This window comes from Candidatus Pantoea communis (genome assembly GCF_011752685.1).
Classification (GTDB): Bacteria; Pseudomonadota; Gammaproteobacteria; order Enterobacterales; family Enterobacteriaceae; genus Pantoea; species Pantoea communis.
This window is the reverse complement of record NZ_VWXC01000018.1, coordinates 1-17,175: the sequence shown is the minus strand read 5'-3', so window position 1 is coordinate 17,175 and position 17,175 is coordinate 1. Positions and strand designations below refer to the sequence as shown.

The 17,175-nt window shown below is 53.7% G+C and carries 13 protein-coding genes and 1 riboswitch; of the genes, 9 read left to right on the top strand and 4 right to left on the bottom strand.

Going from position 1 to position 17,175, the window contains the following annotated elements; translation table 11 throughout:
• Positions 1-174 precede the first annotated feature (174 nt).
• A complete protein-coding gene (ppc, locus tag F3J37_RS20545) occupies positions 175-2,826 on the bottom strand; it encodes a phosphoenolpyruvate carboxylase (protein WP_045833619.1) in 2,652 nt (883 codons plus the stop codon).
• Positions 2,827-3,072: 246 nt separating this feature from the next.
• The gene (gene argE / locus F3J37_RS20540) at positions 3,073-4,221 is read right to left on the bottom strand and encodes an acetylornithine deacetylase (protein WP_045815696.1); all 1,149 of its coding nucleotides are present in this window, start codon (positions 4,219-4,221) and stop codon (positions 3,073-3,075) included.
• A gap of 169 nt (positions 4,222-4,390) precedes the next feature.
• Here argE and argC point away from each other — a divergent pair, with 169 nt between their 5' ends.
• From argC to oxyR, 5 genes are all read left to right on the top strand, one after another.
• A complete protein-coding gene (gene argC / locus F3J37_RS20535) occupies positions 4,391-5,395 on the top strand; it encodes an N-acetyl-gamma-glutamyl-phosphate reductase (RefSeq protein ID WP_034823925.1) in 1,005 nt (334 codons plus the stop codon).
• 15 nt (positions 5,396-5,410) lie between these two features.
• On the top strand, positions 5,411-6,184 hold the full coding sequence (argB, locus tag F3J37_RS20530; RefSeq protein ID WP_058960105.1) for an acetylglutamate kinase: 774 nt from the start codon (positions 5,411-5,413) through the stop codon (positions 6,182-6,184).
• A 15-nt stretch (positions 6,185-6,199) separates the two neighbouring features.
• Complete coding sequence (locus tag F3J37_RS20525; RefSeq protein ID WP_166935410.1) at positions 6,200-7,417, top strand: argininosuccinate synthase; 1,218 nt, start codon at positions 6,200-6,202, stop codon at positions 7,415-7,417.
• Between the two features lie 76 nt (positions 7,418-7,493).
• Positions 7,494-8,867 (top strand): argininosuccinate lyase, encoded by a 1,374-nt coding sequence (gene argH, locus F3J37_RS20520; RefSeq protein ID WP_058960104.1) that lies wholly within the window; start codon positions 7,494-7,496, stop codon positions 8,865-8,867.
• A 264-nt stretch (positions 8,868-9,131) separates the two neighbouring features.
• Positions 9,132-10,049, top strand: a complete 918-nt coding sequence (gene oxyR, locus F3J37_RS20515; protein ID WP_034823715.1) for a DNA-binding transcriptional regulator OxyR — start codon at positions 9,132-9,134, stop codon at positions 10,047-10,049.
• Here the strand turns inward: oxyR and sthA are convergent.
• Complete coding sequence (gene sthA / locus F3J37_RS20510) at positions 10,032-11,432, bottom strand: Si-specific NAD(P)(+) transhydrogenase (RefSeq protein ID WP_021506825.1); 1,401 nt, start codon at positions 11,430-11,432, stop codon at positions 10,032-10,034. The genes oxyR and sthA overlap by 18 nt on opposite strands.
• Before the next feature lie 194 nt (positions 11,433-11,626).
• On the opposite strand from sthA, the gene fabR reads away from it, so the two are divergent.
• A complete protein-coding gene (gene fabR, locus F3J37_RS20505) occupies positions 11,627-12,271 on the top strand; it encodes an HTH-type transcriptional repressor FabR (RefSeq protein WP_034823706.1) in 645 nt (214 codons plus the stop codon).
• Between the two features lie 18 nt (positions 12,272-12,289).
• Entirely contained in the window at positions 12,290-12,646 is a 357-nt protein-coding gene (locus tag F3J37_RS20500) for a YijD family membrane protein (RefSeq protein WP_034823705.1), read from the top strand.
• 36 nt (positions 12,647-12,682) lie between these two features.
• Here the strand turns inward: F3J37_RS20500 and trmA are convergent, their stop codons facing one another.
• Positions 12,683-13,786, bottom strand: coding sequence for a tRNA (uridine(54)-C5)-methyltransferase TrmA (gene trmA, locus F3J37_RS20495; RefSeq protein ID WP_166935408.1), 1,104 nt, complete (start codon positions 13,784-13,786; stop codon positions 12,683-12,685).
• A gap of 112 nt (positions 13,787-13,898) precedes the next feature.
• A riboswitch (cobalamin riboswitch) is annotated at positions 13,899-14,078 on the top strand.
• Positions 14,079-14,148: 70 nt separating this feature from the next.
• Here trmA and btuB point away from each other — a divergent pair.
• Both btuB and murI read left to right on the top strand, forming a co-directional pair.
• Positions 14,149-16,020, top strand: a complete 1,872-nt coding sequence (btuB, locus tag F3J37_RS20490; protein WP_166935406.1) for a TonB-dependent vitamin B12 receptor BtuB — start codon at positions 14,149-14,151, stop codon at positions 16,018-16,020.
• Positions 15,965-16,816, top strand: a complete 852-nt coding sequence (gene murI, locus F3J37_RS20485) for a glutamate racemase (RefSeq protein WP_058960101.1) — start codon at positions 15,965-15,967, stop codon at positions 16,814-16,816. Before btuB ends, murI begins: the two co-directional genes overlap by 56 nt.
• The last annotated feature ends 359 nt before the right edge of the window (positions 16,817-17,175 follow it).

The following is a 17,175-nucleotide window of genomic DNA, read 5'->3' as shown; positions in this document are numbered from 1 at the left end:
TACCCAGCGGGAAGAGGCGGCAAATGGAGTAAAGCGTTGGGCGCCATGGATGGCGCACGCCGAGCGATCAGGGACGAGACAGCGGCTTTACGTAATTGCCGCTTCTTCCCGCGACGCGCACCGCCCATTAAAAAAGGGGCACATTGGCCCCTTCATGATTAGCGCATACCGCAATTAGCCGGTATTACGCATACCCGCTGCCACACCCGCAATCGTCACCATCAGCGCTTGTTCAACACGCGCATCCGGCTCATCACCACGCTCTTCCTGCGCACGTGCACGATGCAGCAGTTCAGCCTGCAACACGTTGAGCGGATCGGTGTAAACGTTACGCAGCGCGATAGACTCGGCGATCCATGGCTGGTCAGCCATCAAATGCGCATCGTTGGCGATGGTCAACACGGCTTTGATATCCGCAGCCAGCTGATCGCGCAACTGCAGACCCAGCGGCCACAGTGATTTATCAACCAGACGCTGATCGTAATACTCCGCCAGCCACAGGTCAGCTTTCGAGAACACCATCTCCAGCATGCCCAGACGGGTGGCGAAGAACGGCCATTGGCTACACATCGCTTCCAGCTGATCCTGATGACCTTCGTCCATCGCCTTCTGCAGCGCCGCACCGGCACCGAGCCAGGCTGGCAGCATCAAACGGTTCTGCGTCCAGGCGAAGATCCACGGAATCGCACGCAGTGATTCCACGCCGCCGGTAGGACGACGCTTCGCCGGACGTGAACCGAGTGGCAGTTTACCCAGCTCTTGCTCTGGCGTGGCCGAACGGAAATACGGTACGAAGTCCGGGTTTTCACGCACATAGCCGCGATACATGGCGCAGGAATGGGCTGACAAACCGTTCATGATCTCTTTCCACTCGCGCTTAGGCTCGGGCGGTGGCATCAGGTTGGCTTCCAGAATCGCACCGGTATACAGCGACAGGCTGGCGATGGTGACTTCTGGCAAACCATATTTGAAGCGAATCATCTCGCCTTGTTCGGTCACACGCAGGCCGCCTTTCAGGCTGCCCGGCGGTTGCGACAGCAGTGCTGCGTGTGCCGGTGCGCCGCCACGGCCGATGGAACCGCCGCGTCCGTGGAACAGCGTCAGCGTGATGCCGGCTTTCTCACAGGTCTTGATCAACGCATCCTGTGCTTCGTACTGCGCCCAGCTGGCGGCCATCACGCCGGCATCTTTCGCCGAATCGGAATAACCAATCATCACCATCTGTTTGCCGTTGATGAAACCGCGATACCAATCGATATTCAGCAACTGCGTCATGACGTCATTGGCGTTGTTCAAATCGTCGAGGGTTTCGAACAGTGGCGCTACCGGCATCGCGTAAGGAATACCGGCTTCTTTTAACAGCAAGTGCACCGCCAGCACGTCCGACGGCGTTTTCGCCATCGAAATCACGTAAGAGGCGATGGAACCTTGCGGCGCTTCAGCCACCACTTTACAGGTATCCAGCACTTCGCGGGTGTTGTCGCCCGGCTCCCATTGATGCGGCAGCAGCGGACGTTTGGAGTTCAGTTCACGGATCAGGAACGCCTGTTTGTCGGCTTCTGACCAGCTTTCGTAGTCACCCAGCCCCAGATAGCGCGTCACTTCGGCAATCGCTTCGGTGTGACGGGTGCTCTCCTGGCGGATATCAATACGCACCAGCGGCACGCCAAAGCACTTCACGCGGCGCAGCGTATCCAGCAACTGGCCATTGGCGATGATGCCCATGCCGCACTGTTGCAGAGATTGATAGATGGCGAACAGCGGTTGCCACAGTTGATCGTTCGAGACCAGTAGATCGGCAGGGCGCGGCAGGCGCTCGCCTTTCAAACGACGGCCTAAATAAGCTTGCGTGGTCATCAGCTGGCCACGGATGCGCTTCAGAATCATGCGGTACGGTTCCAGCGCTTCTGGATCGCCGCACAACTCGCGTACTTCATCGCTGCATTCGGACATCGACAGTTCAGAAATCAGCACGCCCACGTCGCGCAGGAACAGATCGGCGGCTTTCCAGCGGCTCAACTGCATCGCATGGCGTGTGATAGGTGCGGTGACGTTCGGGTTACCGTCGCGATCGCCGCCCATCCACGAGGTGAATTTAATCGGCACGAAATCGACGGGCAACTTAATACCAAAGGTCTCTTCAACCTGCTCGTTCAGCTCGCGCAGGAATGCCGGTACGCCTTGCCACAGGCTATTTTCGACCACGGCAAAGCCCCATTTGGCTTCATCAATCGGTGTTGGACGATACTTACGGATTTCATCGGTATGCCAGGCTTGTGCGACCAACTGACGCAGGCGACGCATGACTTGCGTGCGCTCGTAATCGGAGAGATCGCTGTGGTCGAGTTGCTGCAGGCAGCTATTCACTTCGCCCAGCATGTGGATCAGCGTACGTCGGGTGATCTCCGTTGGGTGAGCGGTCAGCACCAGCTCCAGCGACAGTTCTTCGATCGCCTGGCGAATCGAACTTTCGCTGATGTCGTTTTGCTGCTTCAGACGCTCAAAGGTCTTCTTCAGGATTTCCGGATTATTCGCGCCATCGCCGCTGCGGGAGATGGTCTGATACTGCTCTGCCACGTTGGTCAGGTTGAGGAACTGGCTAAACGCGCGTGCAACAGGTAGTAACTCGTCATTAGACAGGTTTTGCAGCGTGTTCAGCAGTTCCTTACGATCGGTGTCATTGCCTGCGCGGGAGGACTTAGAGAGTTTGCGGATGGTTTCCACCCGATCGAGGATGTTCTCTCCCAGTGCATCCTTTATCGTATCCCCGAGCAGTTTGCCGAGCATACTGACATTACTTCGCATTGCGGAATATTGTTCGTTCATTTGACCCTGACACCCTTATCGTCTTGAAAGTACCCTTACACCCAACGGGCATAACATCGTCTTTTATCTAGCCACGGTTCTTCCTGTTCGTCAATTGACTTAAATTGACGATAATTCGCTGCTAACTACCGGAAATTCATAGAATTAACTTGGGGGGAAGCGAGATAAGTTATTCTTATTATCAAATCCCGAACAATGACCGGGCAATTTACTGTTTTAACAGTGAATTGCCCCATCTATTGTTAATCAGTGACAAAAATGCTGAACAACCTGCGTGATAAGCGCATGAGTTGGCTTAATAAATGCGGTATCGATAAATTCATCTGGCTGGTGCGCCTGATTGATCGATCCTGGACCTAAAACCAGCGTTGGACACAATTGCTGGATAAAAGGCGCTTCGGTGCAATAGTTCACCACTTCAGTCGGCACACCCAGCAGTTTCTCTACCACTTTCACCAGCTCATGATCGGCCGGACATTCGTAGCCAGGAATCGGCGGGTGCAGTTCACCTACCGTTAAGCGCCCCGGCCAGCGTTCGCTCACTGGCGCCAATGCTTCATTCAGCAAGCCATCCAAATCGCTCAGAGTTAAGCCCGGCAGCGGACGAATATCCATGTGCAATTCGCAGCAGGCGCAGATACGGTTCGCGGCATCGCCACCGTGAATGTGACCAAAGTTCATGGTCGGGTAAGGAATCGCAAATCCATCGTGGTTATAGCGATTTTTCAGGGTATTGCGCAGTTGCATCAGCTGGGTAATGGATTCATGCATCAGCTCAATGGCGTTCACACCGCGTGAAGGATCGCTGGAGTGGCCTGACTGACCCTGAATACGAATCACGTTCGACAGATGACCTTTGTGCGCGCGCACTGGCTTTAGTGAGGTCGGCTCACCAATGATGGCGCAATCCGGACGCAACTGGGTGGATTCGGAAAAGTACTTCGCACCGGCCATGGTGGTCTCTTCATCGGCGGTGGCGAGGATGTACAGTGGCTTGCTCAGTTTGGTCACGTCAACGTCACGCAGCGCATCCAGAATAAAAGCAAAGAAGCCTTTCATATCCGCCGTACCTAAACCGTATAGCTTGTTGTCGTGCTCGGTCAGGGTGAAAGGATCGCGCGTCCAGCGGCCATCATCATACGGAACGGTATCGGTATGGCCTGCCAGCAGCAGGCCGCCAGCACCCAAACCGCTGCGTGCCAGCATATTGAATTTATGACGCGTACCCGGGACTGGCTGGACTTCAACACTGAAGCCTAAATCGCGGAACCAGCCCGCCAGCAAATTGATTAAAGTTTCATTGCTCTGATCCAGCGCGCTGTCAGTGGCGCTGATCGATGGTGTGGCAATCAGCTGGCGGTAGAGTTCGATAAAAGGTGGTAATTTTGTCTTCACTGTTGACGGTCCTTGGGTTAGGATGTATCAATATTCATGCATTAATAGTGAATAAAAATACAATAACGTCGTTTGCAAGTGAAGCGTAAAATCATCTGCAAACGGCATCGTGGGCAACGGGGCAAAGCCGCGACCCGGAATGAGTGACTGTAAAAAGGGTTACAGCCTGATGTTGAATACGCTGATCGTTGGTGCCAGTGGTTATGCTGGCGTAGAGCTTGCCACTTACCTGAATCGCCATCCGCATATGAACATAACCGCTTTGGCGGTTTCAGCGCAAAGCCCGGACGCCGGAAAATTACTCTCCGATCTGCATCCGCAGCTGAAAGGCATTGTCGATTTGCCGCTGCAGCCGCTGAGTGAGGCTTCCGAGTGGGCAGACAAAGTCGATGTGGTGTTCCTCGCGACCGCGCATGAAGTCAGCCACGATCTGGCACCCGAATTCCTCAAAGCAGGCTGTGTGGTGTTTGACCTTTCCGGTGCGTTCCGTGTCAACGACGATGCTTTCTATACTCAATATTATGGTTTCAGCCATCAACATCAGGATTGGCTGGATAAAGCCGTTTACGGCCTGGCCGAATGGCAGCATGACAAAATCAAAGATGCACAGTTGGTTGCTGTGCCGGGTTGCTACCCAACGGCTGCACAATTGTCATTGAAGCCGCTGGTCGAAGCCGGTTTGCTTAACGATGCACAATGGCCGGTGATCAATGCCACCAGTGGTGTGAGCGGCGCAGGGCGTAAAGCCAACGTCGGCACCAGCTTCTGTGAAGTGAGCCTGCAGCCGTATGGCTTGTTCAATCATCGTCATCATCCTGAAATCGTGGCGCATCTCGGTACGCCTGTGATTTTCACCCCGCATCTGGGTAGCTTCCCGCGCGGTATTCTTTCGACCACCACCTGTCGCCTGAAAGCGGGCGTGACGCAGCAAGACGTGGCGGATGCCTTCCACAAGGCTTACCACGACAAACCGCTGGTGCGTGTGTATGACAAAGGTGTCCCGGCACTGAAAGCCGTGGTCGGCTTGCCGTTCTGCGATATTGGCTTTGCCATGCAGGGCGAGCACCTGATTGTGGTGGCGGCCGAAGATAACCTGCTGAAAGGTGCCTCTTCGCAGGCGGTTCAATGCTTAAACATTCGTTTCGGCTACCCTGAAACATTGTCTCTGATTTAACGGACGGAAACTGCAATGAATCCATTGATTATTAAGCTGGGTGGCGTACTGCTGGATAGCGAAGAAGCGCTGGCCCGCTTGTTTGATGCGCTGCTGGCCTACCGCAATGAACATCAGCGTCCGCTGATCATTGTGCACGGCGGCGGCTGCCTGGTTGACGAGCTGATGAAGAAGCTCGCTCTGCCAGTGAAAAAGAAGAACGGTTTGCGCGTGACGCCAGCCGATCAGATTGACATTATTACTGGTGCCCTGGCGGGTACAGCGAACAAGACCTTGCTGGCCTGGGCGAAGAAATATGGCATTGGTGCCGTTGGCTTATGCCTCGGTGATGCGGGCCTGGTAAACGTGGCGCAGTTCGACGAGGAACTTGGCCATGTGGGCAACGCGACGCCAGGTAATCCAGCGCTGGTGAATACCTTACTGAGCGCGGGCTATATGCCGGTGATCAGCTCCATCGGTATTACTGACGGCGGCGATCTGATGAACGTCAACGCTGACCAGGCAGCGACCGCGCTGGCAGCGACCATTGGTGCTGATTTAGTCCTGCTTTCAGATGTCAGCGGTATTCTCGATGGCAAAGGTCAACGTATCGAAGAGATGACGGCCGATAAAGCACAGCAGCTGATCGATCAGGGCATTATTACTGATGGCATGATCGTTAAAGTGAACGCGGCACTCGATGCCGCACGTACTCTAGGTCGTCCGGTTGATATCGCCAGCTGGCGCCATGCTGAACAGTTGCCAACCCTTTTCAACGGCGTGTCGATTGGCACCCGGATTCTCGCATAATCAAGGATTTAAGATATGAGCTCGCAAAACATCAAAAAAATCGTTCTGGCCTACTCCGGCGGTCTTGATACTTCAGCCATCATTCCATGGTTGAAAGAGAACTACGGTGACTGTGAAGTGGTGGCATTCGTGGCCAACATTGGTCAGGACCCAGCCGATTTGGAAGGCGTAGAGAAGAAGGCGCTGCAGTCTGGTGCTTCTGAGTGCCACGTTGCTGACCTGCGTGAAGAATTCATCAGCGAATACGTGTATCCCGTGCTGCAAACCGGTGCTTTGTACGAAGGCACTTACCTGCTGGGCACCTCAATGGCACGTCCAATCATCGCCAAAGCGCAGGTTGAGCTGGCGCTGAAAGTCGGTGCAGACGCGCTGTGCCACGGTGCGACCGGTAAAGGCAACGATCAGGTGCGTTTTGAAACCACCTACACCGCACTGGCTCCACAGCTGAAAGTGGTTGCGCCATGGCGTGAGTGGGATCTGCGTTCACGTGAAGCACTGTTGGATTACCTGAAAGAGCGCAACATCCCGACTACCGCGTCGCTGGAAAAAATCTACAGCCGTGATGAGAACGCATGGCACATCTCTACCGAAGGCGGCGTGCTGGAAAGCCCAGCCAACGCACCGAACAAAGATTGCTGGGTGTGGACCGTTGATCCACTGGAAGCGCCAGATCAGCCAGAGAACGTCACCGTGACCGTTGAGAAAGGTCGTGTGGTGGCGGTAAACGGCGAGAAGCTGAGCCCGTTCCAGTGTCTGGAAAAACTGAACGTGCTGGGCGCGAAACACGGTGTGGGTCGTATCGACATCGTGGAAAACCGCCTGGTCGGCATCAAATCTCGTGGCTGCTACGAAACGCCTGGCGGCACCATCATGGTCAACGCGCTGCGTGCGGTTGAGCAGCTGGTACTGGATCGTGATAGCTTCAAATGGCGTGAGCAGCTGGGCCATGAAATGTCTTACGTGGTTTACGACGGTCGCTGGTTTGCGCCGCTGCGTAAATCCATCCAGGCCGCTGCCGAATCACTGGCAGAAGAAGTGAACGGCGAAGTGGTACTGCAGCTGTACAAAGGTCACGCTACTGCGATTCAGAAAACCTCGGCGAACAGCCTGTACTCGGAAGAGTTCGCGACCTTCGGCGAAGACGAAGTTTACGACCACAGCCACGCGGGCGGCTTCATCCGTCTGTTCTCTCTCTCTTCACGCATTCGTGCACTGAACGAGCAGAAGAAGTAATACCGCGGCAGATAACACATTTTGCAAGGGCGGCTTCGGGCCGCCCTTTCTATAACAGCATTCAGGAGTAAAGCAGATGGCACTTTGGGGCGGACGTTTTTCGCAGGCAGCAGACCAACGGTTTAAACAGTTCAACGATTCACTGCGTTTTGACTATCGTCTGGCGGAGCAGGACATCACCGGTTCGGTAGCGTGGTCTAAAGCGCTGGTTACCGTGAATGTGCTGAGCAGCGATGAGCAGCAGCAGCTGGAAGGCGCACTGAATGAACTGCTGGCAGAAGTACGCGCCAATCCAGAGCAGATTCTGCAAAGCGATGCCGAAGATATCCATAGCTGGGTAGAAGGCAAGCTGATCGACAAAGTCGGCGCACTGGGCAAAAAACTGCACACTGGCCGTAGCCGTAACGACCAGGTGGCCACCGATCTGAAACTGTGGTGCAAAGAGCAGGTCGCAGTGCTGCTGGACGCCACGCGTGAACTGCAATCAGCCCTCGTTGCCACCGCTGAAGCTAATCAGGACGCGGTGATGCCAGGCTATACGCACCTGCAGCGTGCGCAGCCGGTGACCTTTGCGCACTGGTGCCTTGCCTATGTAGAAATGCTGGCGCGTGATGAAAGCCGTCTGCAGGATACGCTGAAGCGCCTAGACGTGAGCCCGCTGGGCTGTGGCGCACTGGCCGGCACCGCATATGAAATCGATCGCCAGCAGCTGGCGGGCTGGTTAGGCTTTGCCTCTGCTACCCGTAACAGCCTTGATACCGTGTCTGATCGTGACCACGTGCTGGAGCTGCTGTCGGATGCCTCAATCGGCATGATTCACCTTTCACGTTTCGCAGAGGACCTGATTTTCTTCAACACTGGCGAAGCGGGCTTCCTTGAGCTGTCTGACAAAGTGACATCAGGTTCTTCATTGATGCCACAGAAGAAAAACCCGGATGCATTAGAACTGATTCGCGGCAAATGTGGCCGTGTTCAGGGCGCACTGACCGGCATGATGATGACGCTGAAAGGCTTGCCGCTGGCGTACAACAAAGACATGCAGGAAGACAAAGAAGGCCTGTTCGATGCGCTCGATACCTGGGTTGATTGTCTGCATATGTCGGTACTGGTGCTGGATGGCATTCAGGTGAAACGTCCACGTTGTCAGGAAGCGGCCGAGCAGGGTTACGCCAACTCCACCGAACTGGCGGATTATCTGGTGGCCAAAGGTGTACCGTTCCGTGAAGCGCACCACATTGTTGGTGAAACCGTGGTTGAAGCGATCAAGCAGGGCGTGGCGCTGGAAGCATTAAGCCTGGCGCAATTGAAGCAGTTCAGTGCGGTGATTGAGGATGACGTTTATCCGATCCTGTCGCTGCAATCCTGCCTCGACAAGCGTAATGCACAGGGCGGGGTGTCGCCTCAGCAAGTCGCATTTGCCATCGCTGAAGCGAAAAAGCGTTTAGGCTAAAAAAAGAGCGGGCTCCTTTTCGGTAGCCCGCCAACCTCTAGCTTCAGAAATACATATTGTTATAGGCACATCATCAAGGGCTGGCACTCCCGGCCAACACTTTGATTTTTACCGCTGATTGCAGGTGATGCTCGACGTCATCTCAGCGTCTTTTTCAACATTGCTTGCTATGGCCGGTATTATTCCTGTTCATCGCTTGATAGGGCTAATCGTTCATTGCTATTCTATCTATCGCCACGGGCTATCGTGGTTTGGAGGAAATCAATGAACATTCGTGATCTGGAGTATCTGGTTTCGCTTGCGGAGCATCGCCATTTCCGGCGTGCAGCTGATGCGTGTCATGTCAGCCAACCTACCTTGAGCGGTCAGATTCGTAAGCTGGAAGATGAGCTCGGTGTGATGCTGCTGGAGCGTACCAGCCGTAAGGTGTTATTTACCCAGGCTGGACTGTTGCTGGTGGATCAGGCGCGAACTGTGCTGCGCGAAGTCAAAGTGCTGAAGGAGATGGCGAGCCAACAGGGTGAAGCGATGTCCGGACCGCTGCATATTGGTCTGATTCCAACCACTGGCCCGTATTTGCTGCCGCAGATCATTCCCATGCTGCATCAAACCTTCCCTAAACTCGAAATGTACCTGCACGAAGCGCAAACGCAGCAACTGCTGGCACAACTCGACAGTGGCAAACTGGATTGCGCGATTCTGGCGCTGGTGAAAGAGAGCGAAGCCTTTATTGAGGTGCCGCTGTTTGATGAGCCGATGAAGCTGGCGATCTACAAGGATCATCCGTGGCACGATCGCGATCGTGTGCCGATGTCTGATCTGGCGGGTGAAAAGCTGCTGATGCTGGAAGATGGCCACTGCTTGCGCGATCAAGCCATGGGCTTCTGCTTTGAAGCCGGTGCGGATGAAGATACCCATTTCCGCGCAACCAGCCTGGAAACGCTACGCAACATGGTCGCGGCAGGAAGCGGCATTACTTTGCTGCCTTCGCTGGCGGTGCCGAATGAGCGAGTGCGTGATGGCGTGTGCTATCTGCCTTGCTATAAGCCGGTTCCGCAGCGCACGATTGCTTTGGTTTATCGCCCAGGATCACCTCTGCGCAGCCGCTATGAGCAGCTGGCAGAAGCAATCAAAACCCACATGCAGGGTTATCTGGACACGTCGTTAAAACAGGCGGTTTAAGCCGTTTAGCGCCGCGACACGATAGGCCTCGGCCATGGTCGGATAGTTGAAGGTGGTATTCACGAAGTACTCGATCGTGTTGCCGCCGTTCTTCTGCTCCATAATGGCTTGCCCGATGTGAATAATTTCTGCCGCACGTTCGCCAAAGCAGTGAATACCTAAAATCTCTTTGGTTTCACGATGGAACAGAATCTTCAGGCTACCCACGTGCATCCCCACAATCTGCGCACGCGCCAGATGTTTGAACTGCGCACGACCCACTTCGTAAGGCACTTTCATCGCAGTCAGCTGCTGTTCGGTTTTACCCACTGAGCTGATCTCCGGAATGGTATAAATCCCGGTGGGAATATCTTCGATCAAATGAGCTGTGGCTTCACCTTTAATGATCGCCTGTGCCGCAATACGGCCCTGATCGTAGGCGGCTGAAGCCAGACTCGGATAACCAATCACGTCGCCCACTGCATAGATGTGCGGCTGCGCAGTCTGATACATGCTGTTCACTTTCAACAGGCCACGACCATCGGCTTCCAGCCCGACATTTTCCAGCGCCAGTGAATCGGTGTTACCGGTACGGCCGTTGGCATACAGCAGGCAATCCGCTTTCACTTTCTTGCCCGACTTCAGGTGCATGATCACGCCATCACTCACACCTTCAATCTTCTCGAACTCTTCGTTGTGACGAATCACCACGCCGCTGTTCCAGAAGTGATAGGAGAGCGAATCTGACATTTCCTGATCGAGGAATGCCAGCAAACGATCACGGGTGTTAATCAAATCCACCTTGACGTTCAGGCCACGGAAAATAGATGCGTATTCGCAACCAATCACACCGGCACCGTAGATGATCACATGGCCAGGTTCATGATGCAGATTGAGGATGGAGTCGGAGTCGTAAATGCGTGGGTGCGTAAAGTCGACGTCTGCAGGATGGTAAGGACGTGAACCGCACGCAATCACGAATTTTTCTGCGGTTAAGCGTTCGCGGGTGCCATCGGGCTGTTCAACTTCGATGGTGTTGGCATCAACAAAATGGGCATCGCCCTGATAAAGCTCACAACGGTTGCGCTCATAAAATCCCTGACGCATTGCCGTTTGCTGACTGATAACGTTTTCGGTGTGATTCAGAATGTCAGCAAATGAGGAGCGCAGGAGTCGGGTGTGATCGCTATAAAGAGGGTTTTGATTGAACTCGATAATACGGCTGACAGCGTGACGTAAAGCTTTGGAGGGGATGGTCCCCCAGTGAGTACAACCGCCGCCGATATTATGGTAGCGTTCGATCACTGCAATGCGCGCTCCCTGCTTCACCAGGCCCATTGCCGCACCTTCGCCGCCTGGACCTGAGCCAATCACAATGGCATCGTAATCGTAAGACTTTTGCATACCAGTACGTCCTATTTTTCTATCACATTTTTACAACGAGATTCTAACATCTCACCGCGCACTTCTGAATTCTAACAGCGAAAAATCCCCAGTTTTGACAAAGCGTGAGGTACACAGGCGGTCACAAACTTTGCGCCACTGTACGCTGAAAAGTTTGTTATAGTGCCTTCCAGATCACTTAAAAGGCCGGGAAAATGGGCGTCAGGGCGCAACAGAAAGAACGTACAAGACGTACGCTGATTGAAGCAGCCTTCAGTCAGTTAAGTGCAGAAAGGAGTTTTGCCAGCCTGAGTTTGCGTGAAGTTGCGCGTGAAGCCGGGATTGCACCTACCTCGTTTTATCGTCACTTTAAAGATGTGGATGAACTGGGTTTGACCATGGTCGACGAAAGTGGCCTGATGTTACGCCAGTTGATGCGCCAGGCACGTCAGCGCATTGCCAAGGGCGGCAGCATCATTAAGACCTCCGTTTCCACATTTATGGAATTTATCGGGAACAATCCCAACGCTTTTCGTCTCTTACTACGCGAGCGCTCCGGAACATCGGCCGCGTTCCGTGCCGCAGTTGCGCGAGAAATTCAGCACTTTATTGCTGAGCTCGCGGATTACCTTGAGCTGGAAAATCGGATGCCGCGCAGCTTTACCGAAGCGCAAGCCGAAGCCATGGTGACCATCGTGTTCAGTGCCGGTGCGGAAGCGCTGGATGTGGATATCGAACAGCGTCGCAAGCTGGAAGATCGCCTGGTGCTGCAATTGCGCATGATCGCCAAAGGCGCTTATTACTGGTATCGCCGGGAGCAGGAACGTCTGGCGGTGACCCTGGAAAAACCCGAAGAGTAATGTGATAAGGATAATGAAATGATTGAGCAAAACCCACGCGATAAAGGAACCCTGTTACTGGCTTTTATCACCGGTTTAGCGATCAACGGCTCCTTTTCGGTGCTGTTCAGTACGTTTGTGCCTTTTTCGATATTCCCGCTGATCGCCCTTGGCCTCGCAGCCTGGTGTCTGCATCAGCGTTATCTTAACCGCAATATGCCCGATGGCATGCCTTCACTGGCCGCGGCGTTTTTCCTGTTGGGTATTCTGGTTTATAGCGCGCTGGTGCGTGCTGAATATCCGGATATCGGTTCCAACTTCATCCCGACCATTTTGATGGTGGCGCTGGTGTTCTGGATTGCCACGCGCTTCCGCCGCGCCAGGAACAAAAGCTAAATACAACAACGGGAACCGCAGGGTTCCCGTTTTGTTTTAGGCTTTACGCGTGAGCCAGACACCGCATTCCATATGATGGGTGTACGGGAACTGGTCGAACAGCGCCAGCCGCGACACGTCATGCGTTTCACTCAGCGTGGCAAGATTGTCGCACAGGGTTTGCGGGTTGCAGGAGATATACAGGATGCGCGGATACGCCTGCACCATCTTCACCGTTTCCTCATCTAATCCACTACGTGGCGGATCGACAAAGATGGTCTCGCACTGATAGCTCTTCAGGTCGATGTCTTCCAAACGATTAAAGCTGCGCACGCCATTCATCGCCTGGGTAAACTCTTCCGCCGCCATGCGGATAATCTGCACGTTATCGATATGGTTGGCGGCAATATTGTACTGCGCCGACGCCACCGAAGGTTTCGCGATCTCGGTTGCCAGTACGCGATGGAAGTTTCGCGCCAGCGCCAATGAGAAGTTGCCGTTGCCGCAGTACAGCTCCAGCAAATCACCACGTGAGCCCTGAGTGACATCCAGCGCCCATTCCAGCATCTGAATATTCATCGCCGCATTAGGCTGGGTGAAGCTGTTCTCCACCTGACGATAAATCATCTCTTTGCCCGCTACGGGCAGGCATTCATCGACGTAATCGCGATCAAGGCAGATTTTGGTTTTGGTCGCGCGACCAATCAGCTGTACATCAATGCCTTCAGCACGCAGTGCGTCGCGCAGCGCGGTGGCGGCTTCCGTCCAGTCCGCTTCCAGCTTGCGGTGATACAACAGCGAAATCACAATCTGATTGCTCATCGTCGACAGGTAATCGATTTGGAACAGCTTGAAACGCAGCGCTTTGTTATCACGGATCGCATCGATCAATTTTGGCATCAACTGGTTGATCAACGTGCTGGCAGCAGGGAATTGATCCACACGGATGCGCTGCTTGGTCTCTTGATCAAAGATGATGTGGTACAGATCGTCGCCATCATGCCAGATGCGGAATTCGGCGCGCATACGATAGTGGCTGACCGGTGAGCGGAACACCTCCACGTCAGGCGCGGCAAAGGGCACCATCATCGCCTGTAAACGGCTGACTTTTTCCGCCAGTTGCGCGTCGTATTGTTCAATCGGGAGCTGTTCGGGTGTCATCTTTAATCCTGGTAATAAGCTAGCTTGCCGGGCGATTGTAGGCATTCACCTGCTGATGTCCAGTTCTGTGAGAAGATGATGGCTGGCAGTCTGGATTCCCGACCTTCTTAACCGTAGACTGCGACTGCCGGCCTCCTTGAGTTAAAAGGGAATCCAGTGTGAATCTGGAGCTGACGCGCAGCGGTAAAAGAATGTCATGGTGATCGATCGATAAACACTGTCCTGTGGGATGGGAAGTTTTTCACCATTTATGATTCTCAGCCCGAAGACCTGCCGGTGTGTCGTCGCAATCACTGCAACCATCGCGTGCTATCGGTTGCAGGCCTGCGGCATCCTGCTTCGTCTTTTGGATGCTTACAACAATGAATAAAAGCAACACTACGCTGTGTGCCTTCAGTGCAACGGCGCTTTCACTCTGGGCTGCATATGGCTACGCTCAGGATGATGATACCCAAATCGTTACCGCCAACCGCTTCGCTCAACCGGTTTCATCGGTGCTGGCACCGACAACGGTAGTCACCCGTGAAGAGATCGATCGCTGGCAGGCGAAAAGCCTGACGGATGTGATGCGCCGTTTACCGGGCGTGGATATCGCGCAGAATGGTGGCCTTGGTCAATCCAGCTCGATGTTTATCCGTGGTACTAACTCCAGCCATGTGCTGATATTAATTGACGGCGTTCGCCTCAATCAGGCGGGTATTTCTGGTTCGTCTGATTTAAGCCAGATTCCGTTGTCACTGGTGCAGCGCATCGAATATATCCGTGGCGCGCGTTCAGCGGTTTATGGTTCGGATGCGATTGGTGGGGTGGTGAACATTATTACCGGCCGCGATAAAGCAGGTACCACGTTGACGGCGGGTGTCGGTTCCAATGGCTACCAAAGTTATGATGGTTCCACGCAGCAAATGCTGGGCGATGCCACCAAACTCACCATGGCGGGTAATTATACCTACACCAAGGGTTACGACGTGGTGGCCAACTTGCCTGACGTTTACGGCGATCCCGCGCAGAAAGACCGTGACGGCTTTATGAGCAAAACCTTGTATGGATCGTTGGAGCATCAATTTAACGATGAATTCAGCGGCTTCGTGCGTGGCTATGGTTTCGACAACCGAACGGCTTACGATGGTTACCCTACTTATGTAGAGCCGAACACCTTTGTCGATACTCGCCAGCTTTACAGCCAAACCTGGGATACCGGTCTGCGCTTCAATCAGGGTATCTACTCATCCCAGTTAATCGCCAGCTACAGCCACACCAAAGATTACAACTACAGCCCGCAACTCGGTAGGTATGATGCGACTGCCTCATTAAATGATGTGCAGCAGTACAACCTGCAGTGGGGCAATACTGTTCAGGTCGGGCACGGTGCCATTAGTGGTGGCGTGGACTGGCAGAAACAGACCTCGGAACCGGGTACTAACTCCACCATTGAAGGACAGGAGCAGCGTAATACCGGTATTTATGCCACTGCGCAGCAGCAATTCGGTAGCGTAACGCTGGAAGGGGCAGTACGTGGCGACGACAATGATGCGTTTGGCTGGCATAACACCTGGCAGAGCAGTGCCGCGTGGGAGTTTGTTGACGGCTACCGTGTTTTCGCTTCTTACGGTACGGCATTCAAATCGCCGAATTTAGGACAGCTTTACAGCCAGACGTATGGTAACCCGGATCTGAAGCCTGAAAAGAGCAAGCAGTGGGAAGGGGGCTTTGAGGGGCTGACGGGCCCGGTAAACTGGCGTGTATCCGGCTACCGCAATGATATCGACAATCTGATTGATAGCGACCCAAGCACGTATGTTTATTACAACATCGATAAAGCACGCATCAAAGGGGTGGAAGCAACAGCATCCTTCGATACTGGCCCGCTCAGCCATCGAATCTCATACGATTATGTTGATGCGCGTGATGCAGAAACTAATCAGCAGCTAGTACGCCGTGCTAAGCAGCAGGTGAAATACCAACTCGACTGGACAATCTACGATTTTGACTGGTCTGTGACCTATCACTATCTTGGCGATCGTTACGATAACGATTACAACCACTCTTACACGCCGCAGCGCGTGAAATTGGGCGGTGTGAGCTTGTGGGATCTCGCAGTCTCGTATCCGGTCACATCACAACTCACCGTTCGTGGTAGAATTGCCAACCTGTTCGATAAAGACTACGAGACAGTGTATGGCTATCCAACTCCAGGAACGGAGTATTACCTCAGCGCCAGCTACAGCTTCTGATCTGCGTCCCACCGTGCTGGTGTTTGACTCCGGCGTCGGTGGGCTCTCCGTCTATGATGAGGTCCGGCAGTTATTGCCGGATCTTCACTATTTATATGCCTTCGATAATGAAGGTTTCCCTTACGGTGAAAAAACCGAAGACTTTATTGTCGAGCGTGTGGTTGCTGTGGTTGAGGCGATTACAAAACGCTTCCCGCTGGCATTAGTCATCATTGCCTGTAACTCGGCTAGCACCGTTTCTTTACCTGCACTGCGTGAGCGATTCGAGTTTCCTGTTGTCGGTGTTGTGCCGGCGATTAAACCTGCTGCGCGTCTCACGCGTAATGGTGTCGTGGGATTACTGGCAACGCGCGGCACGGTAAAACGTCCTTATACTCATGAGCTGGTGGCGCAGTTTGCGCGCGAGTGCAAAATCGAAATGTTGGGTTCTGCTGAACTGGTAGAGCTGGCGGAAGCGAAACTGCATGGTGAAGGGGTGGAACTCTCTGATGTGCGCCATGCTGTGCAACCCTGGCTTCGCATGAAAGAGCCACCTGACACTGTCGTCCTGGGATGTACGCACTTTCCTCTATTGCGTGACGAGCTGCAAATGGTACTGCCTGAAGGCACGCGGTTAGTGGATTCCGGTGCAGCCATTGCACGCCGCACAGTATGGTTATTAGAACATGAAGCGCCGCACGCCGTTTCTTCTGGTCAAAATATGGCGTTCTGCACGCTCATGGATGAGGAGGCGGTGCAATTATCACCGGTTTTACGGCGTTATGGCTTTCCATTGCTGGAAAAACTGGCGATTTAGTGGGGTTTCGACGAAAAAAACAGCACTCAGAATTTAATTTGCATTTAGCGCTTGTCAGCCAAAAAGAAATCCCTATACTGCGCCTCCACTGACACGGAACAACGGCTTACGAAGCGAAGTGTTCAGGAGGTGGTCTTCAAGGCAACCTTCAGAAAAGCAAAAATAAATGCTTGACTGAGAATGCGGAAAGCGTAATATACGCATCCCGCGCCGCTTGAGAAGTCGCGGCACTGCTCTTTAACAATTTATCAGACAATCTGTGTGGGCACTCGCAGGATTGATATCAGCGTCTCCGGACGTAAAAAATATCAAGTCTCACGAGTGAACACATAATGAAATTCATTATGACGTTTTACAGA

What these genes read in the sequence shown, in the direction of transcription:
- ppc (WP_045833619.1), bottom strand. Translation starts at nt 2,826, where the DNA reads ATGAACGAACAATATTCCGCAATGCGAAGTAATGTCAGTATGCTCGGC.
- argC (WP_034823925.1), top strand. Translation starts at nt 4,391, where the DNA reads ATGTTGAATACGCTGATCGTTGGTGCCAGTGGTTATGCTGGCGTAGAG.
- argB (WP_058960105.1), top strand. Translation starts at nt 5,411, where the DNA reads ATGAATCCATTGATTATTAAGCTGGGTGGCGTACTGCTGGATAGCGAA.
- F3J37_RS20525 (WP_166935410.1), top strand. Translation starts at nt 6,200, where the DNA reads ATGAGCTCGCAAAACATCAAAAAAATCGTTCTGGCCTACTCCGGCGGT.
- argH (WP_058960104.1), top strand. Translation starts at nt 7,494, where the DNA reads ATGGCACTTTGGGGCGGACGTTTTTCGCAGGCAGCAGACCAACGGTTT.
- oxyR (WP_034823715.1), top strand. Translation starts at nt 9,132, where the DNA reads ATGAACATTCGTGATCTGGAGTATCTGGTTTCGCTTGCGGAGCATCGC.
- sthA (WP_021506825.1), bottom strand. Translation starts at nt 11,432, where the DNA reads ATGCAAAAGTCTTACGATTACGATGCCATTGTGATTGGCTCAGGTCCA.
- fabR (WP_034823706.1), top strand. Translation starts at nt 11,627, where the DNA reads ATGGGCGTCAGGGCGCAACAGAAAGAACGTACAAGACGTACGCTGATT.
- F3J37_RS20500 (WP_034823705.1), top strand. Translation starts at nt 12,290, where the DNA reads ATGATTGAGCAAAACCCACGCGATAAAGGAACCCTGTTACTGGCTTTT.
- trmA (WP_166935408.1), bottom strand. Translation starts at nt 13,786, where the DNA reads ATGACACCCGAACAGCTCCCGATTGAACAATACGACGCGCAACTGGCG.
- btuB (WP_166935406.1), top strand. Translation starts at nt 14,149, where the DNA reads ATGAATAAAAGCAACACTACGCTGTGTGCCTTCAGTGCAACGGCGCTT.
- murI (WP_058960101.1), top strand. Translation starts at nt 15,965, where the DNA reads ATGGCTATCCAACTCCAGGAACGGAGTATTACCTCAGCGCCAGCTACA.